Source organism: Novosphingobium sp. B1 (assembly GCF_900176395.1).
Lineage (GTDB): Bacteria > Pseudomonadota > Alphaproteobacteria > Sphingomonadales > Sphingomonadaceae > Novosphingobium.
In genome coordinates this window covers 293,072-314,694 of the sequence record NZ_FWXL01000001.1, presented here as the reverse complement: position 1 = coordinate 314,694, position 21,623 = coordinate 293,072, and the positions used below count along the sequence as shown (strand labels likewise).

At 62.7% G+C, this 21,623-nt stretch carries 24 protein-coding genes and 4 tRNA genes; 9 read left to right on the top strand and 19 right to left on the bottom strand.

Annotated features, from left to right (window positions below):
* Positions 1-18: 18 nt before the first annotated feature.
* The 3 genes from B9A23_RS01530 to radA are packed head-to-tail and all read right to left on the bottom strand — an operon-like array spanning position 19 to position 2,368.
* Entirely contained in the window at positions 19-387 is a 369-nt protein-coding gene (locus B9A23_RS01530) for an iron-sulfur cluster assembly scaffold protein (protein WP_254894914.1), read from the bottom strand.
* Positions 388-428: 41 nt separating this feature from the next.
* Entirely contained in the window at positions 429-989 is a 561-nt protein-coding gene (locus B9A23_RS01525) for a CvpA family protein (RefSeq protein ID WP_084277016.1), read from the bottom strand.
* Between the two features lie 11 nt (positions 990-1,000).
* On the bottom strand, positions 1,001-2,368 hold the full coding sequence (radA, locus tag B9A23_RS01520) for a DNA repair protein RadA (RefSeq protein WP_084277015.1): 1,368 nt from the start codon (positions 2,366-2,368) through the stop codon (positions 1,001-1,003).
* A 118-nt stretch (positions 2,369-2,486) separates the two neighbouring features.
* Between radA and B9A23_RS01515 the strand changes: the two genes are divergently transcribed.
* Together B9A23_RS01515 and B9A23_RS01505 are read left to right on the top strand one after the other, a co-directional pair.
* Positions 2,487-3,011: a hypothetical protein gene (locus B9A23_RS01515; protein WP_084277013.1), complete on the top strand. Its 525-nt coding sequence runs from the start codon at positions 2,487-2,489 to the stop codon at positions 3,009-3,011.
* A gap of 357 nt (positions 3,012-3,368) precedes the next feature.
* On the top strand, positions 3,369-4,166 hold the full coding sequence (locus tag B9A23_RS01505; protein WP_139797281.1) for a hypothetical protein: 798 nt from the start codon (positions 3,369-3,371) through the stop codon (positions 4,164-4,166).
* Between the two features lie 25 nt (positions 4,167-4,191).
* Here the strand turns inward: B9A23_RS01505 and B9A23_RS01500 are convergent, their stop codons facing one another.
* The 5 genes from B9A23_RS01500 to efp form a co-directional block, all read right to left on the bottom strand.
* Complete coding sequence (locus B9A23_RS01500) at positions 4,192-4,692, bottom strand: hypothetical protein (RefSeq protein ID WP_084277007.1); 501 nt, start codon at positions 4,690-4,692, stop codon at positions 4,192-4,194.
* A 62-nt stretch (positions 4,693-4,754) separates the two neighbouring features.
* The gene (locus tag B9A23_RS01495) at positions 4,755-6,596 is read right to left on the bottom strand and encodes a site-specific integrase (RefSeq protein WP_139797280.1); all 1,842 of its coding nucleotides are present in this window, start codon (positions 6,594-6,596) and stop codon (positions 4,755-4,757) included.
* Positions 6,597-6,692: 96 nt separating this feature from the next.
* Positions 6,693-6,776: transfer RNA gene (locus B9A23_RS01490), tRNA-Leu, on the bottom strand.
* Positions 6,777-6,814: 38 nt separating this feature from the next.
* The gene (locus tag B9A23_RS01485; protein WP_084277003.1) at positions 6,815-7,639 is read right to left on the bottom strand and encodes an inositol monophosphatase family protein; all 825 of its coding nucleotides are present in this window, start codon (positions 7,637-7,639) and stop codon (positions 6,815-6,817) included.
* 3 nt (positions 7,640-7,642) lie between these two features.
* On the bottom strand, positions 7,643-8,206 hold the full coding sequence (efp, locus tag B9A23_RS01480) for an elongation factor P (protein WP_039332301.1): 564 nt from the start codon (positions 8,204-8,206) through the stop codon (positions 7,643-7,645).
* A gap of 108 nt (positions 8,207-8,314) precedes the next feature.
* Here efp and B9A23_RS01475 point away from each other — a divergent pair, with 108 nt between their 5' ends.
* Positions 8,315-8,692: a hypothetical protein gene (locus B9A23_RS01475; protein ID WP_084277001.1), complete on the top strand. Its 378-nt coding sequence runs from the start codon at positions 8,315-8,317 to the stop codon at positions 8,690-8,692.
* Here B9A23_RS01475 and B9A23_RS01470 read toward each other — a convergent pair.
* The 3 genes from B9A23_RS01470 to thiE form a co-directional block, all read right to left on the bottom strand.
* Positions 8,684-10,636, bottom strand: coding sequence for an OPT family oligopeptide transporter (locus B9A23_RS01470; RefSeq protein ID WP_084277471.1), 1,953 nt, complete (start codon positions 10,634-10,636; stop codon positions 8,684-8,686). The two genes, B9A23_RS01475 and B9A23_RS01470, sit on opposite strands and share 9 nt — an antisense overlap.
* Before the next feature lie 64 nt (positions 10,637-10,700).
* The gene (locus tag B9A23_RS01465) at positions 10,701-11,873 is read right to left on the bottom strand and encodes a L,D-transpeptidase family protein (protein WP_084276999.1); all 1,173 of its coding nucleotides are present in this window, start codon (positions 11,871-11,873) and stop codon (positions 10,701-10,703) included.
* Between the two features lie 68 nt (positions 11,874-11,941).
* Complete coding sequence (gene thiE / locus B9A23_RS01460) at positions 11,942-12,586, bottom strand: thiamine phosphate synthase (RefSeq protein ID WP_084276997.1); 645 nt, start codon at positions 12,584-12,586, stop codon at positions 11,942-11,944.
* 80 nt (positions 12,587-12,666) lie between these two features.
* Between thiE and B9A23_RS01455 the strand changes: the two genes are divergently transcribed.
* Complete coding sequence (locus B9A23_RS01455) at positions 12,667-13,053, top strand: hypothetical protein (RefSeq protein WP_084276995.1); 387 nt, start codon at positions 12,667-12,669, stop codon at positions 13,051-13,053.
* Positions 13,054-13,166: 113 nt separating this feature from the next.
* Here the strand turns inward: B9A23_RS01455 and B9A23_RS01450 are convergent, their stop codons facing one another.
* From B9A23_RS01450 to tkt, 5 genes are all read right to left on the bottom strand, one after another.
* Positions 13,167-14,072, bottom strand: a complete 906-nt coding sequence (locus B9A23_RS01450; protein ID WP_084276993.1) for a fructose bisphosphate aldolase — start codon at positions 14,070-14,072, stop codon at positions 13,167-13,169.
* A 176-nt stretch (positions 14,073-14,248) separates the two neighbouring features.
* On the bottom strand, positions 14,249-15,436 hold the full coding sequence (gene pgk / locus B9A23_RS01445; RefSeq protein ID WP_084276991.1) for a phosphoglycerate kinase: 1,188 nt from the start codon (positions 15,434-15,436) through the stop codon (positions 14,249-14,251).
* Positions 15,433-15,903 carry an MOSC domain-containing protein gene (locus tag B9A23_RS01440; protein ID WP_084276989.1) on the bottom strand — a complete coding sequence of 157 codons (471 nt, stop codon included), beginning with the start codon at positions 15,901-15,903 and terminating at the stop codon, positions 15,433-15,435. The genes pgk and B9A23_RS01440 overlap by 4 nt, the downstream gene beginning before the upstream one ends.
* Before the next feature lie 12 nt (positions 15,904-15,915).
* Complete coding sequence (gene gap / locus B9A23_RS01435) at positions 15,916-16,923, bottom strand: type I glyceraldehyde-3-phosphate dehydrogenase (protein ID WP_084276988.1); 1,008 nt, start codon at positions 16,921-16,923, stop codon at positions 15,916-15,918.
* A 21-nt stretch (positions 16,924-16,944) separates the two neighbouring features.
* Positions 16,945-18,912: a transketolase gene (gene tkt, locus B9A23_RS01430; protein WP_084276986.1), complete on the bottom strand. Its 1,968-nt coding sequence runs from the start codon at positions 18,910-18,912 to the stop codon at positions 16,945-16,947.
* 220 nt (positions 18,913-19,132) lie between these two features.
* Here tkt and B9A23_RS01425 point away from each other — a divergent pair, with 220 nt between their 5' ends.
* From B9A23_RS01425 to B9A23_RS01405, 5 genes are all read left to right on the top strand, one after another.
* Positions 19,133-19,336, top strand: coding sequence for a hypothetical protein (locus tag B9A23_RS01425; RefSeq protein ID WP_084276984.1), 204 nt, complete (start codon positions 19,133-19,135; stop codon positions 19,334-19,336).
* Positions 19,333-19,674, top strand: a complete 342-nt coding sequence (locus B9A23_RS01420) for a cell division protein ZapA (RefSeq protein WP_084276982.1) — start codon at positions 19,333-19,335, stop codon at positions 19,672-19,674. The genes B9A23_RS01425 and B9A23_RS01420 overlap by 4 nt, the downstream gene beginning before the upstream one ends.
* 202 nt (positions 19,675-19,876) lie before the next feature.
* Positions 19,877-20,458 carry a 5-formyltetrahydrofolate cyclo-ligase gene (locus B9A23_RS01415; protein ID WP_139797279.1) on the top strand — a complete coding sequence of 194 codons (582 nt, stop codon included), beginning with the start codon at positions 19,877-19,879 and terminating at the stop codon, positions 20,456-20,458.
* 2 nt (positions 20,459-20,460) lie between these two features.
* Positions 20,461-20,679: a DUF2842 domain-containing protein gene (locus tag B9A23_RS01410; protein ID WP_084276978.1), complete on the top strand. Its 219-nt coding sequence runs from the start codon at positions 20,461-20,463 to the stop codon at positions 20,677-20,679.
* Between the two features lie 68 nt (positions 20,680-20,747).
* A complete protein-coding gene (locus B9A23_RS01405) occupies positions 20,748-21,125 on the top strand; it encodes a limonene-1,2-epoxide hydrolase family protein (protein ID WP_084276976.1) in 378 nt (125 codons plus the stop codon).
* Between the two features lie 55 nt (positions 21,126-21,180).
* On the opposite strand, the gene B9A23_RS01400 is transcribed toward B9A23_RS01405, so the two are convergent.
* From B9A23_RS01400 to B9A23_RS01390, 3 genes are all read right to left on the bottom strand, one after another.
* Positions 21,181-21,257 (bottom strand) — tRNA-Asp (locus tag B9A23_RS01400).
* Between the two features lie 41 nt (positions 21,258-21,298).
* A tRNA-Asp gene (locus tag B9A23_RS01395) sits at positions 21,299-21,375 on the bottom strand.
* 138 nt (positions 21,376-21,513) lie between these two features.
* A tRNA-Asp gene (locus B9A23_RS01390) sits at positions 21,514-21,590 on the bottom strand.
* Positions 21,591-21,623: the final 33 nt, after the last annotated feature.

Below are 21,623 nucleotides of genomic sequence, written 5' to 3'. Positions count from 1 at the left end.
CTGCAAGCCTGCCGTTGGTTATCCAAGTGCCTCAAGGGCCGCGTCCCATGCCAGCAGGATCGCTCCATGCCGGGCGGGATAAGACCTTGCCTGCTCCAGCAGCTGCATTTCTGGCCACTGCGGAATATCGCCTTCGCCAGACAACCATGCCGCGATGGCAACGCGCGCTTGAGAGATTGCCTGACCGCCCATCCCGGGAGCCGCATTGGCGAAGATGGCAGCGGCAGCCTGTCCAATGGCACAGGCATGAGGCCTTATGCCTATCGCAGTGATCGCTCCATGCTCGTCGCTTGCCAGCGAAAGCTCGATCACGCTTCCGCAACTGCGCGACCGCGCCGAACCCTTGAGAGGGGCACCATCGTCGAACGGCAAGGCACTCAGTTCCATTGCTTTGGCAAGGATTTGCGGCGTGTAAAGCCCGCGACTGCTCATTCAGCAGTGTCCAGAAGCTGGCTTCGAGCCTTGCGCCGGGCAACCTCACGCGCCTGATCAGCCGCTGCCTCGCGTCGCTCGGAAATCATCACGAGCAATTCCTCGCTCGCCGCATTTAGCAACGGATACGCACGTGCTTCGGTAATCCACGAAGGGCGGCCATTCTCTCCCCACGCCAGATCATAGCCAAATACGATCAGCGAATAGCCCAGAACGACGATCACGAATCCCTTGACGGCTCCGAAGCCAAAACCCAGCACGCGATCAATCGGACCGATGGCAGAATCGCGGCTGGCACTGCCGATACGCCGCGCGATCAGCTTTGTCGCCAGATAGGGTCCAAGCAACAGCAGGAAAAATGCCAGCACTCCTGCTCCCGTCTCTGTCGGCAGATGACCGGCGAGCCACGCGGTGAGCGGGACATGAAAATAGTGCACGGCGAGCAAGGCAAGACACCAGGCAGCAAGCGAGAGGACTTCTTCGACGAAGCCGCGCATGAAACCACTGACGGCACCGATGCCGACGAGAATGAGTACGACGTAGTCCAGACCGGTCATCTCGCGGGAACCTATGAGCCACCCATGATGCGGTCAATGAGATTTGGCAGAAGCTTCAGGGGAGAATAGCGCAGCCCTTCTACCTTCTCCGCCCCTGCTTCAGGTCCGCAACCTTGCCGGAAGCCAAGCTTTGCCGCCTCGCGCAGGCGCACCGGTGTGTGGGCAACCGGTCGCACCTCGCCAGCCAGCGACACTTCGCCGAACCATATCGAAGCCTGTGGCAAGGGCCGGTCCGACAGGGCTGATACCAGCGCGGCGGCGACGGCCAGATCGGCCGCCGGATCGGTAAGCCGATACCCGCCGGCAACGTTGAGATAGACCTCAGCCGTCGAGAAGTTGAGGCCGCACCGCGCTTCGAGCACGGCAAGCAGCATGGCCAGGCGCCCGCTGTCCCAGCCCACCACGGCCCGCCGCGGCGTCGCGCCACTGGCCAGTCGAACAGTCAGCGCCTGAATTTCGACAAGCACCGGTCGCGTGCCTTCAAGCGCCGGGAACACGGCGCTGCCCGCTACCTGGTCTTCCCGTCCAGACAGGAACAACATCGACGGGTTGCCGACCTCCTCGAGACCGGCTCCGGCCATCGCGAAGACACCGATCTCGTCAACCGCGCCGAAGCGGTTCTTGATTGCGCGCAGAATGCGATACTGATGGCTGCGTTCACCCTCGAAGCTCATGACCACGTCGACCATGTGCTCGAGCACGCGTGGGCCCGCAATTGAACCATCCTTGGTCACGTGGCCGACAAGAACCAGCGCAACCTGGTTTTCCTTGGCATACCGGATCAGTTCGAAGGCACAGCCTCTGACCTGGCTGACTGTCCCGGGCGCACCTTCGATCTGGTCGGAATGCATCGTCTGGATCGAATCGATGATCAACAGGGAGGGGGGCTCCATGCTGCCCAGGGTCGTCAGGATGTCGCGTACCGAGGTGGTTGCAGCAAGCTGGATGGGTGCTTTGCCCAAGCCGAGCCGATCTGCGCGCAGGCGAATCTGATCCGACGCCTCCTCGCCGCTGATATAGACTGCCGAAGCACCGCTCATCGCGACTTTTGCCGAAGCCTGCAGCAACAGCGTCGACTTGCCGATCCCCGGATCACCACCCATCAGGATGGCACATCCAGGCACAAGCCCGCCACCAAGGGCCCTGTCGAATTCGGCGATACCCGTCTTGCGACGCTGGGGCAGCGCGACGGGCGCATCGAGCGACACGAAATTGACTCGCCGCCCACCGCTTGAAAGATCGTGCTTGGCCGAAAAGATTGTCTCAGGCGCCTCTTCGACCAGCGTGTTCCATTCGCTGCAATCAGCGCATTGCCCCTGCCAGCGATTGGAGACACTGCCACAGGCCTGGCAGACAAATCGGCGCTTCGGTTTTGCCATCCCCCTCAACTACCAGAACATACATGGAACGCAAGCGATGCAGCAACGGCGTGGTAGCAATCCGCTAACCATTGCGATGCCGGGATTCTTAAGGGAGCATCGGTATTTTCCCTGATGTATGGCTGCTGCGACCAAAAATTTTCTCGGTATCGACCTGAAGATGTACCGCCACTTCGCGGGCATCACACTTGCCGTTTCAGTTGTCGTTGGGGTTTTCGCCGACGGCGAAACCCAGGAAGCCATGGCGCAAACCGAATCCCGGACCAAGCTCAAGGCAGCCGAAACGAAGAAATTCGGACAGGCGAAGATCGGCGACAATCGCAAGCAACAAAAAGGAAGTTTCGGTAGCGAAACGTCGCGCTATGGCGAGGCGACCGATGGCGGCAGCGGCGGCGGCGGGATCGATCCGGGCCTGACTCCCGCAAATGCAAGCCTAACTGCCGGACCTATGCCGGTCTGGCTGGAGATCGACAAAGCCAAACTCGCGCGAATGAGCCCCGCACAAAGAGCGGCGTACCTCAAGAAACTGGAGGAAGAGCGGCAGAAGCGGGAGAGAGAGGGCCCAGTCATGCCCACTCAGGCGCAGATCAGCGCGCTCGCGGCTGCATCTGCCGCACGATCCGGCTCGGACAGCATCGACTGATACGATCAGCCAGCTTCATCCGGAAATGGTGCCCCTGGCCCGATACGAGACGGGAGCACCGGAAACGGCGAAAATCTGCGGTTTCTGGCGCATCATTCGAGCGCGGTTTGTATCACATTTTGGACCACCTGCAAGCCGCCTCCAGACGGGAGCCTACCAGATGACTACCACTGTCAACCCTTCGATCGCCCTCCAGGACGGCCAAGCCCAGCTCATGGGTGACGGTGTAGCGGTCCTCCTGCAGCGGGACGAGCGGGGGCGGGCTCACAGCGCTGTCGTCACAGCAGACGACCTGAAGCGGCTCCTGGCGGCACTGGAGGCCTGCAGGACGAACGCTTCGGTGACCTTTTGGACGAGTTGAACCGTAAGCAGGCTGAAGCGTCCTCCGCATGGCTTCTGGGATCGCTTGGAGTAGGCGCTGGCCTATTGATTTGGGCTGCTGGCGGGGGCTTCTGGTGGGCGGCGGGTTTTCTGCTGGTGGGCATAGCCATCGGCCTGTGGCGAGACACCTATTCTCGGTCTGCTGTGCTCTTTTACGAGCTCGAAGACGACGCTCAGCAAGCCTATGTCGCCCTCACGGAGGCGTTCGACCGGGCGGCCTCGTGCAACGGCAAGTGGCACATCGATGCTGGGGGCAATGTCGAAACGCTGGCTGCCTGGAAACGGAATGCAGGCGCTGGGCGGATAGTCGCGAGGCAGCCGACCACTCTGACTTACGCACTCCCGTCGTTCCTGAAATGCAACATCACGCCACCCGCTTTGAGGGTGGGCAAAGAGACCCTTATGTTTCTCCCTGACGTCGTGCTCGTGGTCGAAAAGGAGAAGGTCGGGGCAGTCTCATACGACGCGCTCAATATCCGCTACCAGGACAGCCAGTTTATCGAGAGCGAGGCCGTCCCCGCCGACGCGGAAGTCATCTCCCAGACCTGGCAACACCCAAACAAGAGCGGCGGGCCCGACAGGCGGTTCAAGGACAATCGGCTCATCCCCATCTGCCTTTACGAGACCGCCCACCTGACGAGCTCGAACGGGCTCAACGAGTTGGTCCAGTTCTCCCGCACGGGCGTCACTCAGCCACTTGTGGACGCTGTCCGCTTTCTGGCGCGATCGACACGGACTAAAAGCGCAGCTTCTGCAATGCCCTCGTTGCAGTAGCCGAAAGCCAAATCACCAGAATACCTCAGATAACCCGAGGTGCCGCCAGTCGATTGAGGCGCTCCATGCCTTCCGCGCGACGGCGAAGCTCCTCATCTTTGCGCGTAACTCCGGCTGCAACGAACGACACGACCGGGCTGAACTCCGACTTGCACCTCGGGCATTTCGCGTCCTCGGCTTTGCCGTTCTGGACGAGAATGGTCACCCGCTTTTCGTTTGCCAAGCAGGCAGGACAAGCTGGCCAGCCAATAGCCGTCCCGTCCCTCGGCTCGTATTTGTAGCCGCCAACGTCTACCATTGCGCCAATTTCATCCCCAGCGGCGGCCAACCTTGCAACCTCGGCCTTCAATTGCGCATTTTCCTCAAGGAGCGCCGCTTGCGCCAACTTAGCGTCCGATAGTTCACTGAGGATTTCAGCCATCTGCGCCTTGATCGTAGCGACGTCCAGGCTCACCTCAGCGTCCTTTACCGCCTTGGCGAGCGTAATCGCGGTGGACGTGCCGCTTAGCATTGCCATGATGTCCATACGTGCTCCCTTGTTGCCGCAAGCCTATCAGCGCCACGAAGCTATGGAAGGGGTCAAGAGACCTAATCCACCGCTATCGGATGCCAAGGCCTGACGAGCTTCAGGATGTCCACCGGCAACCTGAAGTCCTCAATCCGGTCCCCAAGCGCCTTCAGGTCCCCGTAGCCATCGCTGGCACTGCGATCGTCTTCGTCCTTGTGGCCCTGGATATACTTCATGGCCTCCTTGGGGATGCGTGAGGCGCGTGCGGCGGTGCTCCAGGTATGGCGGAACTCTCGCACCGGCTGGCGGCCCGTCCCTGGCTCCAGGACGCCTTGCTCGTAGACGTAGGGGCCCATCCACTCGCCAAAGCTGGCAAAGATGCCCGAGCGCTTCCCCTTGCGGCGCAGGAGAGGAAACAGAGCGAGCTCGCCAGCATCCTGCAGCGCCTGGCGGTAGCGGAGGAGGCCAAGGTCCAAGAGAGGCTGGGGTATCGGGAAGGCCCGCACGCCGCTTTCGTGGCCCTCGGTCTTGAGGCTCTGCCGTCCCTTCACGGGGTGTTCGCCCTCGTTCGTGAACCGGATCATCCACCGGCCATCGCCTTCTCGCTGGAAGAGGTCCGCGACCAGGAGCTGTGCGACCTCCTCAGGCCGCGCTCCAGTGAACAAGAGCAGCAAAGGTATCCAGTAGACCGCCTCGCCTTTCCCTCGCACTGGACGGGCTCCTGAGGCAAACGGGGGCATGGCGAAATAAGCACGGAGCTCGTCCGCACTGAAGCCGGTGGCGGTCTTCTTGCGTCCTGCCCCACGGGCGAACTTGCGCTCACTGAAGGGGTTGGGGAGGTCCACAGCGATAGCACCGTCCTGGACAGCGTCCTTCCACCGGGCGCTCAAGGCCATGTTGTAGGCCTCAAGGGTCTTTTGGGTCAGCCTGGGCACCTCGGGACGATCGGCGTAGCGTCCGACCAGCTCAGGGAGCGGCATCTCACCCTCACCTTTCGCCAGCTTCGCAGGGCGCAGGGCAAGCTGGTCCAAGAACACCGTCACTCGCTCCCTGGTGAGCTCCTGGGGGCGTAAGTCGCCCAGAGCCTCCACGAGGAAACGCAGGCCACCACGGACGCGCTCCTTCGTCGGCTCCTTGAAGCCGTGCCTGGGCTTTTCGATCAGTTCGCGGACAATGGCGTCGAAGGTCTGCCCCTTGGCCGCCTGAGGCGCGGTCGGCTGACTTGCGGGACCTTTTGGTCTCTTGGGGACGGGTGGCGTCGGGACCACCTGCCCATCCACGCGCTGTAGCTGGGCCTCATGCGTGGCAATGGCGGTCTCATTGAGACGGATGCAGAGCGTGCGGAAGGCTGCGGTGCGATCGTCCAGGTTGAAGCCCAGGCGCGTTGCCAGTGCAGACGCTTGCTCGCCCCAGGCGTCCAAGATGCCGTCGAGGTCCCCATCGGCGCTCAGAGCCCTGTAGCATTCCAGAGCCCAGCCGTGAGCAACACGGAAGCTCTGCGACCAGCGTGCCGTGGGGCGGTGGGGCGGGATGTCGATGCCCCCTTCCTCCATGATCCTGGTTAGCATCTCGCCGTTCGCCTTCACCGTTGGGTCAAATCGGGCAACCTCATCCTGAGCGAGCTCAAGAACCCGGTAGGCCTCGGTGATGAAGTTGATGCGCTCGTCCGTCAGCTCGTCAAAGCGACCCTCAGCCGCCTTGCGGGCTCGTTCAATTAGTCGATCGTAGAGTGCGGCGGTGTCTTGGTAGAGAGCCAGGGCTCCAGGCTCGTTGATGCTACGAGCCTTGAGGGTGACCTTGAGCTCCGTGAGCCCCCGATACTTATCCACAAGAAACGGTCGGAGCTCGGCAGGGAACACTCGCCGATATCGCAACATGCCCGTCTTCGGATCATGTCGGAGATAGGGGACCTTCACCCTCATCTCGGGCTCCTTTTGGACCACCGGTTGGACTACCGATGCGCCCGAAAGGCGTGGATTTCTGCCCTTTTCCACGTTTTCAGCACTTTTTGCTTGAAATGGTGCCCCTGGCCCGACTCGAACGGGCACGTATTGCTACAAACGATTTTGAGTCGTTCGCGTCTACCATTCCGCCACAGGGGCACGACAGGGGCGGCCTTAGCCAGCGCCCTGTGTAAAGGTCAAGCGTTCCTGATCGCGCCAACAAGAAGCTTGTGGAGCTTCGAGTGCAGCGCGTCGTTGCCCGCAAGGATAGTCTCGTCGCAGATCGGCAGCGAGCGGCCCTTGTAGTCCGACACGAAACCGCCAGCTTCACGAACCAGCAGGCAGCCCGCCGCGCTGTCCCACGGAGAAAGGCTGCTCTCCCAGTAACCATCGTAGCGGCCTGCGGCCACCCACGCGAGATCGAGCGAGGCTGCACCGTTGCGGCGAACCCCGGCGATGCGCGGACCAAGTTCGCTGTAGATGCGAATCCATTCGCCCATGTCGCCTCGGCCAGCAAAGGGAATGCCGGTGGCGATCAGCGCTTCGTCGAGATGACGGCGCGCAGAAACGCGCAAGCGGCGATCCTGCAGCCAAGCGCCCTGGCTCTTTTCGGCCCAGAAGCTCTCGTCAGTGATCGGCTGATAGACCAGCGCAGCGGTGACTTCGCCCCAGCCCTTCCCATCCAGAGTCGGTTCCTGCACCGCGATCGAGATCGCGAAGTGCGGAATACCGTGGAGGAAGTTGGTTGTGCCATCGAGCGGATCGATGATGAAGCGCGGCTTGCCCGGCTCACCGGCGATCTCGCCGCCCTCTTCCATCAGGAAGCCCCAGCCCGGACGTGCGGTGCGAAGCTCATCCCAAAGCGTACGCTCGGCGTGCTGGTCGGCCTTCGAAACGAAGTCCGCAGGGCCCTTCTTGCTGACCTGCAGATGCTCGATCTCACCGAAGTCGCGGCGCAGGCGGCCACCCGCCTTGCGTGCCGCGCGCTCCATCACGCGCATCAGGCCGGAAATCGCTGCCATCGATCAGTTCGCCTTGCCGACGTAGCTGCGCTCGTACACGTCGACGACGATGCGGGTGCCGCTTTCGATATGCGGAGGCACCATCACGCGCACGCCATTGTCGAGAATGGCAGGCTTGTACGACGAAGACGCAGTCTGGCCCTTTACCACCGCGTCGGCTTCGACGATCGTGGCTTCGACCTGTTCAGGCAGCTGCACCGAGATCGGGCGCTCGTCATACATTTCGAGAAGTACCGTCATGCCGTCCTGCAGGAACGCGGCGGCGTCGCCGAGCAGGTCCTTGGGGAGGTTGATCTGGTCGTAGGTTTCGACGTCCATGAACACCAGGTCCTCACCCTCGGCATAGAGGAACTGGAAGTCCTTGGTGTCGAGGCGAACGCGCTCGACAGTGTCGGCGCTGCGGAAACGGACGTTGGTCTTGCGGCCATCGATGAGGTTCTTCATCTCGACCTGCATGAACGCGCCACCCTTGCCGGGCTGGGTATGCTGGGTCTTGGCGACCTTCCAGATGCCCTTTTCGTATTCCAGGATATTGCCCGGACGGATGTCCACGCCGCTGATCTTCATGATGGAAAGAGCCTTACCGAGAGTAGGGAAGCGCGGCCCTTAGCGGTTCGGGCGCGAACCTTCAAGCGCGATTGCCTTGCGCCGGTCCAGCATGCTAGCGCCGGTGCCATGAAGCAAATGATCGGACTTGTGGTGGGAATCGCCGGCCTCGCCAGCGCGGCGCAGGCTGTACCGGGTGGGCAGCTTATGGTCCTCACCAAGGGGGGGTGGACCTGCGAGGTGCCAGGTGATGCAGCCATTCTCCCTATCGAGAAGCCCGAACTGGGGTTCGAGACAATCGCAGACTCCAGCTATGTCGCCCCCGATGGCTCCACCGGCACATATCTGCGCCTGGCTGACCGGGTCACGATCACCAGCGGCGTGTTCGCCGGTCGTCGCTTCCAGATGGATGGCGAGGAAATCCTGCGCGAACTGGCGCCTGATGACTCGCAGCTCAACCTGCGCTGCGTCCATGCCGGCCCGGTAAATCTGTCGACGTCAGGCTAATCCCACCGAACTGTCGCGACGCATGCGCCAATAGGCGTAGGCGATGATCGCGCCAAAGGCGATGACGCCCAAAGGCAGGGCCGCCGGGAAGTCTTGGACTACGGCCAGAGCGTCAGGATTGTCCGTGGCGGCGACTATCGCGGCGTAGGCGATGTTGAACAGACTGTCGCCGACGATCAGGCCCGTCGCGGTCAGCACGCCCATGCGCTCGGCAAACTCGGGTGCCGACTGACGCGCTGCCCATCCGTTGTAGAGGTGGCCAAGCACAGCCCCGACGATGACCATCGCGGTGACCGAGGTCGGCAGGTACATGCCCATGCCCACGGCCAGCGGTGGCAACGAGCGATTGCCCGAACGCTTGAGCAATTCGTCGGCGACGATCACCCCTGCCCCGATTGCAGCACCCAGCCCCACCAGGTTCCAGTCAAGGTTTCCGCCAAGCACGCCTTGCGCAATCGCCGATATGAGCGATGCCTGAGGAGCCGACAGGGCGTTTTCCCCTGCGCCAGGCGCACCCTGGAAGCCGAAGGTGGAGTTGAGCAGGTCAAGGATCGGCGGAATGACCAGCGCGCCGAACAGCACGCCCAACACCAGCGCCACCTGCTGGCGCCACGGCGTCGCGCCGACAAGCTGGCCGGTCTTGAGATCCTGCAAATTGTCGTTCGAGATGGTAGCGACGCCAAAGACGATGGCGGTGACGAAAAGCGCAAAGGCGACCAGCGCCTTTGTATCGTCTTCACCAAGGCCGCGACCGAACAGCCCGAGCAGCAGCAACGAGATGCCAAGTGCGGCCAGAATGCCGACGCCAGAAATGGGGCTGTTCGATGCGCCGATCAGACCCGCCATGTAACCGCAGACCGAGGCAATGATGATACCTGCAACCAGCACGTAGACCACTGAAGCGATCAGCGACAATCCGAGAGCATTGGCAACAGGGCCGCCCGCGGCAAAATCGGCCAGCAGCAGCGCGATCGGGACCATGGCCAGCAGGATGGTGCCTCCGACGATACCGATCGGAATGTCCCGCTCGGTCAACTCGAGGCTGTCCATGCCTGCGCCTCCGCGAGCACGATTGGCAGCAATTGCAGCGGTCACGCCCTTGATGATCGGGCCGATCACCCGCAGCAGCGTCCAGATCGCGGCAATGCCGATGGTGCCTGCGCCTATGAAGCGGATCTTCTGGCGGAAAACCGTGCCGACAAATTCGGCAAGATCCGCGCCTGCCGGAATCCCCCCCGCCGTAAGCTGCGGTAGCAGGACGCCAAAGCTGATGACGATGCCGATCAGCATGGCGATGCCCACCGCAAGACCGACCAGATGGCCGACGCCAACCAGCGCCAGTGATAGCCCCCCGGTCAGCATCGATCCGCCCGCCCCTACCTTGAACGCGCCGCCCACTTCCTCCACCGCAAGCTTCATCTTGGCAAGCAGCGGATAGAGCGCAGCCAGCAGGCCACCTGCGGTGACTGCAGCCAGTCCCTTGCGATTTTCCTCCGCGCCGCCAACGCCTGCGCCCACCTTCAGCACTTCGGCCGCAGCGACCCCTTCTGGATAGGGCAAGTCGGAACCTGTCACGAGCGCGCGCCTCAGCGGCACCGAATACATCACGCCAAGGATGCCGCCGACCGCGATGACCGCCACCGATTCCCAATAGGGAAAATCGGCCCACCACCCCACCATGACAAGCCCCGGCAGCACGAACACGATCGCCGACAGAGTGCCCGCCGAACTGGCGATCGTCTGGACAATGTTGTTTTCCTGGATCGTCGTGCCCGAGAAGGCCCGCAGCACGGCCATCGAAATGACCGCTGCGGGGATCGACGTTGCGAAGGTCAGGCCGATGCGCAGGCCAAGATAGACGTTGGCGGCAGTAAACACGATCGTGAGGATCGCGCCGAGTATCACGCCGCGTAGTGTCAGTTCCCTGGGGGCCGTTCCGGTCATCTGCGCTCCATCACCACAAGCAGGGATCTTGTCTTGCACGGCGGAGCGCACATGGAAAGTGGCATCACTTTACAAACGAAACCTTCGTTGCACCGGTGACCATCTGCGCAAGCCGTGCCGCATCCCAGTTGGTCAGGCGCACGCAGCCATGGCTTTCAGCGCGACCGATGGTCTGCGGTTCGGGCGTGCCGTGGATGCCGTAATGCTCCTTCGACAGGTCGATCCAGACCACGCCGACCGGGCCATTCGGCCCTGGCGGCAGCAGGTGTTCGCCCTTGCTGTCTGGCACGTCCCAGAACAGGCTCGCGTCATACGAGAACTCGGGGTTGTAGGACTTGCCGTTGATCTTCCATTCGCCAAGTGGGAGCGGATCATGTCTGGAGCCCGTGGTCACGGTGAACACCGCAACAAGCTTGTCCGCCTTGTCGTAGGCTTCCAGCGTCCCCTTCGACTTGCTGACGACAATCCGGGATGCTTCGGGTTGCGCATCGCTGACTCCAACCGTGGCGAGCGTCGCAAGCCAGCCCTTGTTGTCGACCTTTGCCGGATCAATCCTGTCGGCGCCGACGTTCGGGACGCGCAATTGCAGACCGGCACGATAAGGTTCGGGCGGCAGCGGATTTGCAGTCGGAGGGTTCACGGCCTTGCGTTGCTGCTCGGCCTGGGCCCTTGCCGCCGCTTGTTCTGCCAGTGCCGGGTTGAGCCCGCGAAGCACTTCGGGCGTCGTGTGGAAGCGCTCGGCCAGCTTCTCTTCAAGCGAGGTATAACCGATCTCCGGCAGCTTGGCCTGCTCCGCCGGGTCCTTGGGAAGGGGAGTGAAATTGCCTTGCGCGAAGTCTTCAGGGATCGTGACCACGCGGGTCGCGGCGATATTGGACCAGCGGGCCAACGCCTTCATCGTGGCATCGTCGAACTTGCCCGTCACGGGAAGATCATTCGCCTTCTGGAACCCGCTTACGGCATTTGTTGTCGAAAGGCCGGCCTTCCCATCAATGATTCCGGACGAAAAGCCCAGTCGATCGAGCACCACCTGCGCCTGCATCACGGGGCGGGCGGCATCTTCCTGGGGCGCGGGCTGGCCCGGTGCAGGGTCGCTCGAGGCCATGGGTACGGAGAAGGCAGGAGCAGCCTGGACGACTTCGCTTGGCGCCGGATCAGGCTTGCTGGAATCACAGGCACTCAGCGCGAGGGCGGCTAGGAGCAGGGTGGAAGGTGCGGCAGCGGAAAGGCGAGGCATCGGAACTCCGGGATGATTTCATCTCCAGAACCCGCAGGCTGCGCTTGCGGTTCCGCCGCGCAAGAGGATCAATCGTCCTTGGCCACCCGCGGATTTGCCCGGATTGCCTCGAAGAACGCCGCAACGTTTGCGGACTCATCGCCCGACCACACCGCACTGCTTACCGCAAGGAAGTCCGCCCCCGCCTGGATCAGGGGCGCGCAGTTTGATGGCGTGATCCCGCCAATGGCAACGCAGGGCAGTTCGAAAATCCCCTGCCACCACTCGAGCAGGTCCAGTCCGGCAACGTGCTTCGTCTCCTTCGTGCTCGAAGGGTAGAATGCGCCAAAAGCGACATAATCCGCCCCTTCTTCGCCTGCATCCATGGCCATGTGGCGGCTGTCATGGCAGGTGACACCGATCTGCGCGTTGCGACCAAGCCGATCGCGGGCATCGTTCACGTCGCCGTCGTCCTGCCCAAGATGCACGCCATCGGCACCAAGCCGCTTGGCCAGACTGATCGAGTCATTGACGATGAACGCCACCTCCCGGTCGGCACAGATCCGCTGCAGTGGTTCGGCAAGGCGCGCAGCCTCGTGCTCGTCAATGTCCTTCACGCGGAACTGGAACGCGGCAACCGGTCCGGCGTCAAGCGCGCGAGCAAGGCGGTCAGAAAAATTGCCAGCCACGTCGAGCGGCGAGATAAGGTAGAGTTCTGAGGAAAGCTTGGCCATGGCGGGCGCCTTACCGGCTCTGCAGCAAAGCTGCAACGGCGGTTCCGGAACGGTTCATCGGGGCAAGGCATTGTGGCGGGATGAAACGTGCACTCTTTCCTGCCGCCCCTGGCATCCTCCTTGCTCTGGCACCAGCCCTCGCGCTTGCGGCCTGCGCCACCCCTTCCAAGGTCGAGCGCTCTGACGGCTTTGCGATGATCGGGCAGACGACGCGCGTCGGCGCCGACAAGGTTCGCGTCGATTCCCTGATCGAGGACAGCCGCTGTCCGATGAACGCTCGCTGCGTCTGGGCCGGCCGCGTGATCGTCGAAGCCACGGTCGAACGCGGCGGCGCTTTTGACACGAAGCGGTTCACGCTTGGCGAGCCGTCCGATGGCCTCGTTCTGGATACGGTGGAGCCCGGTCGCATGGCCGGCAAGAAGATGAAGCCTGCCGACTACCAGTTCCACTTCAGTATCGCGCAGTAAGAGAAGCCGCATTGCCTGACCGGTCGGGCAAGGTGGGTCTGTGCGCAATGAAACAAAACGCCCGCCCCGGCTTTGCCGGTGGCGGGCGGCCTTTCCGTCCTCTCAAACGGTGATCAGGCGGCGACGAGCGTCTTCTGCGTCGAGCCGGTGTAGATTTCGTCGATTGCCGCGGCCAGCGCAGCATCGAATTCCGCGTCGGTCATCTGATGGCGCAGGTCTTCCAGCAGTGCGCGGCTGAAGCTGGCGATAATGCCTGCATTCTTTGCAAGCTCCACGCAGGCCTCGGGGCGCTTGTAGCCACCCGACAGTGCCACGACACGCAGCACCTTGGGGTGCGAGATCAGCGGGTCGAACGTGCACGGCACGATCGGCAGCGAGAGCTTCAGCATGACTTGCGTGCCCTCGGGCAGCGCATCGAGGTTCTTGAGAATCTCATCGAGCAGGATCGCGTCGCACTCGGCACGGGTCTCGCTCTTGATGTTCACTTCGGGCTCGATGATCGGCATCATGCCGTGGCTGAGGACCTGGCGGCCGATCTCGAACTGCTGCGCTACCACGGCAGCGATGCCTTCGCGATTGGCCGAGTTGATGACCGAGCGTTCCTTGGTGCCATAGACCCCAAGGGCCTTGGAGCGAGTCAGCAACTCGTCAAGCGTCGGCATCGGCTTCATGAGCTGGACGCCATTTGCTTCGTCTTCGAGTCCCTTGTCGATCTTGATGAAGGGGACCACGCCCTTCTCGATAAGCGCCTGCGGTACGGGCTTGCCGTCAACCGTGCCGTCCATCGTGCGCTCGAACAGGATGGCGCCGATGACCTTTTCGCCCGAGAACGCGTCCGAGCGGATGATGCGTGCGCGCATGTCATGGATCAGGCCGAACATTTCCTCTTCGGAATTCCAAGCACCTTCTTCGATGCCATAGCCCTTGAGCGCCTTCGGCGTCGAACCACCCGACTGGTCGAGAGCGGCAATGAAGCCGTTGCCGGAGGCCATCTTCGCGGTCATGTCGGTGGTGTTCATCAGAGGGTCCTGTTCTTCGCGAAAAACGGCAGATTTCCGTCTCCGCATACCTATGCGTGAAAGCGCTTTTAAAAGACGCTCCCGAAGATCGAGGAGCGTCCAAAACGGCGCATACCTATGCGGCTATGCGCCATAAAGGAGCGCGTGCCGCAGTGCAACACGCGCTTCCTATTTTTTTACCTCTCGAGTGCTGCGACGCCTGGCAGTTCCTTGCCTTCCATCCACTCAAGGAAGGCCCCACCTGCTGTCGAGATGTAGGTAAAGTCGGCGGCGACGCCCGCATGGTTCAGCGCGGCAACGGTGTCGCCACCACCCGCCACCGAAACCAGTGATCCTTCCTTGGTCAGCGCAGCGGCGGTCTTTGCCAGCGCCACGGTGGCAGCATCGAACGGCTCGGTCTCGAACGCGCCCATCGGCCCGTTCCAGACCAGGGTGCGGCAGGTCTTGAGCGCATCGCCCAGCGCCTCGACAGCGGCAGGCCCGACGTCAAGGATCATCTCGTCTGCGGCAACCTCATGGACGTTGCAAGTGCGCAGGCTGGCCGGGTTTGCGGCGAATTCCTTGGAAACGACGACATCATACGGCAGGTGGACGGTGCACCCGGCCTTGTCGGCGTTGTCGAGAATTTCCTCGGCTGTCGCGGTCAGGTCATGCTCGCAAAGCGACTTGCCGACGTTGACGCCGCGCGCGGCAAGGAAAGTGTTGGCCATGCCGCCGCCAATGATCAGGTGATCGACCTTGGTCACAAGATGCTTGAGCACGTCAAGCTTGGTCGAGACCTTGGCTCCGCCAACAACAGCCGCGACCGGCCGTTCCGGTTCGCCCAGTGCCTTCTGCAGTGCCTTGAGTTCGGCCTCCATGGCGCGGCCGGCGTAGGCAGGCAGGGCATGGGCCAAGCCCTCGGTCGAGGCATGGGCGCGGTGCGCAGCCGAGAACGCGTCGTTGACGTAGATGTCACCAAGGCTGGCGAAGCGTTCGATCACGGCTGGATCGTTCTTTTCCTCACCACCGAAAAAGCGCGTGTTCTCAAGCACTGCGATGTCACCCGGCGCCATCGCCGCAACAGCAGCCTTGTCGCCTTCCCAGTCGATGTAGCTGACCGGGCGGCCCAGTACGTGCGAGAGCGGTGCGGCTAGCTTGTTCAGCGAAAACTCTTCCGAAGGCTGGCCCTTGGGCCGGCCGAAATGCGCCAGCACCAGCACCTTGGCGCCCTTGTCCGAAAGCTCATTGAGCGTGGCAACGGTGGCGCGAAGGCGCGTGTCGTCGCTTACCGCCCCGTCCTGCATCGGCACGTTGAGGTCCTCGCGGACCAGCACGGTCTTGCCGGTCAGGTCGCCGATATCGTCCAGAGTCTTGAAGCTCATTCCTCGATCCTCACTTCGTCGCCGACGGCAATTTCGCCATCGCTGATTACCCGCCCGAGCACACCGCCGCGCCAGTCAGGCATCAGGGCAAGTTTCAGGCCGGGCAGGATTTGGTCCATTCGGCTGCACGGATCGCATTCACAGGTGGTTTCGATGCGCAGTGTCTTGCCGATGGCGATGACTTTCCCTGCCTCGCGGGGCAAGCGGATGCCGTGCACCAGCAGGTTCGCGCGGCGCACATGCCAGGGTAGCAGTTGATCTGCAGGCAACTTGAGATCCGCCAGCGCCGCTTCCCAGCTTTCCGCCTCGATCAGCGAAATCTGCCTGCGCCCGGACTTGCCGGGGCGAATTGCCCCGCGCAGGTCACCGCGAACGCCGAGTTCGCGTGTGACCGAAACGTGATCGAGCGTCTCGATGGCCCCACGCGGCCGGTCATGCCGTGCAATGCCTCCAAGACGCCCGTTCACCAGTTCAGGTCCTTATAGGAACTTCGCCATCGCGCCCGCAGTGTCGAGCATGCGGTTGGAGAAGCCCCACTCGTTGTCGTACCACGACAGTACGCGCACCAGCTTGCCTTCGAGCACGGCGGTTTCGAGGCTGTCGATCGTCGACGAGTGCGGATCGTGGTTGAAGTCGATCGAGACCAGCGGCTCTTCGGTATAGCCCAGAACGCCCTTCAGCGCGCCTTCGGCAGCAGCCTTGAGCAGGCCGTTGACTTCCTCGACCGAGGTATCGCGCTTCGGCGTGAAGGTCAGGTCGACGACCGAGACGTTGGGGGTCGGCACGCGGATCGACGAACCATCGAGCTTGCCCTTGAGGTCGGGGAGGACTTCACCCACGGCAACGGCGGCGCCGGTGCTGGTCGGGATCATGTTCATCGCAGCGGCGCGAGCGCGGCGCGGATCCTTGTGGATCTGGTCGAGGATCTTCTGGTCATTGGTGTACGAGTGGATCGTGGTCATCAGGCCACGCTCGATACCGATCGATTCATGCAGCACCTTGGCCATCGGGGCGAGGCAGTTGGTGGTGCACGACGCGTTCGAAACGATCAGGTGATCGCCGGTAAGCTTGTCGTGGTTGACGCCGAAGACGACCGTCAGGTCGACGCCCTTGGCCGGAGCCGAGATGAGCACGCGCTTGGCGCCCGCATCGAGGTGCTTCTGGCCACCCGCGCGGTCGGTGAAGAAACCGGTGCATTCCAGCGCGATGTCGATGCCGTTGGCGGCGTGCGGCAGGTTGGCCGGGTCCTTCTCGGCAGTCACCTGGATGCGCTTGCCGTCAACGATCAGATCATTGCCGTCAACCGAGACTTCGCCCGCGAACGCGCCATGGACGCTGTCGCGCTTGAACAGCAGGGCATTGGCCTTGGCGTCGGCCAGGTCGTTGATCGAAACCAGCTCAAGGCCGCAATCGGGCCGTTCGAGAATGGCGCGAGCGACGTTGCGCCCGATGCGTCCGAAACCGTTGATTGCAACCTTGATCGCCATGTCAGGTATCTCCTGTTTGAATTACGAAACCCGCGAAAGGATCTGCGGGACGATCTTGTCGGCGGTGAGGCCGAAGTGATCATAAAGGACGTCGATCGGCGCCGATGCGCCGAAGGTGTCGATGCCGATCGACAGGCCGTCGCCGACATACTTCTGCCAACCCAGCGTGACGCCAGCCTCGATCGAGACCTTGAGCGCGTCTGCGGGTAGCAGGTCTGCCTTGTAGGCCGCGTCCTGCTCGTCGAACAATTCCCAGCACGGCACCGAAACGACGTCGGCACCAAGGCCCTTTTCTTCGAGTGCAGCAGCGACCTTCATCGCGACTTCAACTTCGGAGCCGGTTGCCAGAAGAACGACCTTCCGGGCTGCCGCGGCAGAGACCAGACGATAGGCGCCCCTGGCGCTCTTCATCTCGGCGTCGAAGCGGACCGGAGGCAGGTTCTGGCGGGTCAGCGCAAGGACCGAGGGACGATCCTTATTGGCCAAGGCCAAGGCCCAGGCTTCCGCCGTCTCGATGGCGTCGGCCGGACGGAACACCAGCAGGTTCGGGATCATGCGCAGGCTCATGACATGCTCGACCGGCTGATGGGTCGGGCCGTCTTCACCAAGACCGATCGAATCGTGCGTGAACACGTAGACTGCGCGAACGTGCTGAAGCGCCGACATGCGCACCGCATTGCGGCAATAGTCGGAGAACACGAGGAAGGTCCCGCCGTAAGGGATGATCCCGCCGTGCAGCGCCATGCCGTTCATCGCTGCGGCCATGCCGAACTCGCGGATGCCGTAATAGACGTAGCGCCCGTCGTAGCTTTCCGGCGTGAACGGTGCGGTCGACTTGGTCTTGGTGTTGTTCGAACCGGTAAGGTCCGCCGAACCGCCGACCATCTCCGGCACTTTGGCGGTGAACGCCTCGAGCGCCATTTCGCTAGACTTGCGGGTGGCGACCTTGGGCGGGTTCGCGATCAGCGACTGGACGTAGGCATCGAGACCGGTTTCTGCCGGGAGATCGCCTGCCATGCGGCGAGCGAGTTCGGCGGCCTGCGGGTTTGCGGAAGCGCGCTGCTCCCATGCGGCACGAGCGTCCTTGCCTGCCTGTGCCGAAGAACGCCAGTTGGCAAGAATGTCCGACGGCACTTCGAACGGCGCCGAAGTCCAGCCAAGGAATTCGCGCGCAGCGGTGATTTCGTCAGCGCCCAGCGGCGAACCGTGAACGTTATGGCCGCCCTGCTTGTTGGGCGCACCCTTGCCGATCACCGTGCGGCAGGCGACCAGCGACGGGCGCGGATCGGCCTTGGCTTCGGCCAGCGCGCGGGCAATGTCGGCAAAATCGTGGCCGTCGCACGACGTCACATGCCAGCCGGAAGCCGTATAACGCCCGAGAATGTCCTCGGTGGTCGAAAGCGAGGTATCGCCGTCGATCGTGATCTTGTTATCGTCCCACAGCACGTTGAGACGGCCGAGCTTAAGTGTTCCGGCAAGGCCCACGGCTTCGTGGTTGATGCCTTCCATCAGGCATCCATCGCCCGCGACGACCCAGGTGTGGTGATCGACAAGATCATCGCCGAACTGCGCGTTGAGATGACGCTCGGCCATCGCGAAGCCGACAGCCATGGCAAGGCCCTGCCCGAGCGGACCGGTGGTGCATTCGACACCGGGGATCAGGAAATTCTCGGGGTGCCCGGCGCAGACGCTGTCGATCTGGCGGAACTTGCGGATGTCTTCCATCGTCGGGCTTTCGTAGCCCGTCAGGTGAAGCAGCGCATAGATCAGCATCGAACCGTGGCCGGCCGAAAGGATGAAACGGTCACGGTCGGACCACTTCGGCTCTGCGGGATCGTGCTTCAGGAACTGGGTCCACAGCACCGTCGCCACGTCGGCCATGCCCATCGGCATGCCGGGGTGGCCGGAATTGGCTGCCTGAACCGCGTCCATGGCAAGCGCACGGATCGCGTTGGCCATGGGAGCCAGCGCGGTGGAATCGCGTGTCATGCTGAGTAAGCCCTTCCCTGCGAGCGGCCGAACGGCTGTGGCCGCATGAATCCGGTGATTCGGAGCGGGGCCTCTTTGGTCACCATGGGCCGAAGGGTCAAGGTTACGGGGACGGAACTTGCTGCATTTGCACAACGGTCGCGCGCTGTCTCACGCTGTCTTGGGGGTAACGCCTTGAGCGCAGTTGCGAAGACCCGCCAATCTGGTAGCTTGTCGGGCCATGGCGACAGAAGCACTGGACTCAGCGCTGGACAGGCTCGAGCAAGCGCTCGCGCGGGTCGAGGAAGCGGTTTCGAAACAGCAGGATGAAAGCGGCTCGGGCGAGGAACTGGCCCTTCTCAAGGTGCGCCATCGGCGGCTGAAGGATACTGTCGCCAATGAGCTTCGTCAGCTTGACCTGCTTCTCGCCGGGCTACCCAAATGAGCAACGTGACCCTGCCGATCGGCGGCCGCCCCTTCGCCGTTTCCTGCGCCGACGGGGAAGAATCGCACATCGAAATGCTCGGCCGCATGATCGATGAGCGCGCGCGCAAGATCGGCGGACAACAGAATGAAACGCGCATGCTCCTGTTCGCAGCCCTGATGCTGGCTGATGAATTGCACGACGCCCACAATGTCGCGCCGCCGCCAATGCAAACCGCCGCACCGGCTGGAGATCAGGCGGCCGAGGCTGACCATCGGATCACCCAACGCGTCAACGCCTTGGCCGAACGTATCGAAAAACTCGCGACCGCCCTTGAGCAAGGGCCAGTCAGCGCCTAACTAGGCAGCGACGGGATCTGCCCGGCACGCGCCGCATGAACATCCCTGAGGCTATAAGCAATCCAAGGGGGCTGCCCCTGCCTGGGACCCTGGTCCCGGGTAAGCGGTCCCCACCTGACGTCGAGGCGTCAGAGGATTTTCCGAGCAACCGACCCATGGTGGGCCCGTCACCCCCTTCCCTTTCCTGATTTCGGAGCACCTCGTGGAAGCCAAGAATGCGCTGCGCACCGAATTGAGAGCGCGGCGCAATGCCCACGTGGCGTCGCTCGATCCGCGCGTAAAAGCCCTGATGTTCCGCCGTCCGCCCTCGCCCGTCATGGCGATGGTTCCGGAAGCGGCGACCATCGGCATCTACCTCGCGGGGCCCGCAGAAGCACCAGCCACAGCTTATGCCCAAGTCCTGCACGAAGCCGGTCACAAGATCGCGCTGCCCTGGTTCGCTGATCGCGCATCGCCAATGATCTTTCGCGAGTGGAGTTCGCCGTGGGTGGACGAACTGCTTGAACCCGGCCCGTGGAAGGGCATCGTGCAGCCGGCGCCAGATGCCGGCGAAGTCGTGCCTGACGTGCTGTTCGTTCCGCTTGTCGGCTTCAGCGCAGATGGCGGTCGTTTGGGACAAGGAGGCGGGCATTACGACCGCTGGCTGGAAGCCCACCCCGCCACGCTTCCCATCGGACTTGCCTGGGACTGCCAGCAGGTCGAGGACCTGCCCCGTGAGGCGCATGACGTCCCGCTGCATGCCGTGGTAACGCCGACGCGAATCTACGGTCCGAGGGAGCGCTGAGGGTGAAGGACGATTACAAGCCGACCTGGCGCAAGCCCATTGGCATACTCGGTCTGGTTCTGGCCCTGATGATCTATGCGCTGGGCGTCGCCGCGTTGTCCGGCGTCATCGGGCAGTGGCATGTCCTGCTGCAGACCCTTGCCTACATCGTGCTCGGAACGATCTGGCTCCTGCCGTTGCGACGTTTCCTGATCTGGATGGAAACCGGCCACTGGGGCTGAGCGCAAACGGTGTTGGACAGTGCCATGTGATCGCCTACCCTTTTGCCCAAAGCAAAGGGGAGAATGTCATGCGTGGTCCAGTCGAAATCGTCGAAGCCTTCTGCGCGATGTGGGAGCAGCCCGGCGGCTTTGCCGCCTCGATGCGGGAATACTTCACAGACCAGACAGATTACGAGAACGTGGGCATGACCCGCACCGTGGGCATCGAGCAGGGCCTCGCACTGGTGGCGGGCTTTGAGAACGACATGGGGATTGCACGCATCAAGGTCGACATGCTCGCCATTGCTGCCAATGGCGACACGGTCCTGACGGAGCGGGTCGATCACATGATCAACGCCGCTGGCGAGACTTTCGTGTCATTGCGGCTGATGGGCATCTTCGAACTGAAGGATGGCAAGATCGCGAAGTGGCGGGATTACTTCGACACCGCACCGTTCAAGGGGTGATGTTGCCCTGAACGCGAAAGGGCGCCCTGAGGCGCCCTTTGCATCGCGTCTGACGTGGCGCGAGTGACGGGGCTCGAACCCGCGACCTCCGGCGTGACAGGCCGGCACTCTAACCAACTGAGCTACACCCGCGTAACGTCAGCAAGGTGCCGATCAGGCACCGCCCCAAGTGGTGGCGCGAGTGACGGGGCTCGAACCCGCGACCTCCGGCGTGACAGGCCGGCACTCTAACCAACTGAGCTACACCCGCGTACCTCTTGGAAGCCGCGCCTCTATGGCAGGCGGTCTGGGCTGTCAACGGGCTTGAAAGCGGGAATTTTTCCACAACAGAGCGCTGCATCGCGAGCAAAGAAAAAGGCGCCCGAAGGCGCCTTCTTCATCATCCCAATGGCGCGAGTGACGGGGCTCGAACCCGCGACCTCCGGCGTGACAGGCCGGCACTCTAACCAACTGAGCTACACCCGCTCGCCGTTGGGAGCGCCGCCTCTATGGCAGCTT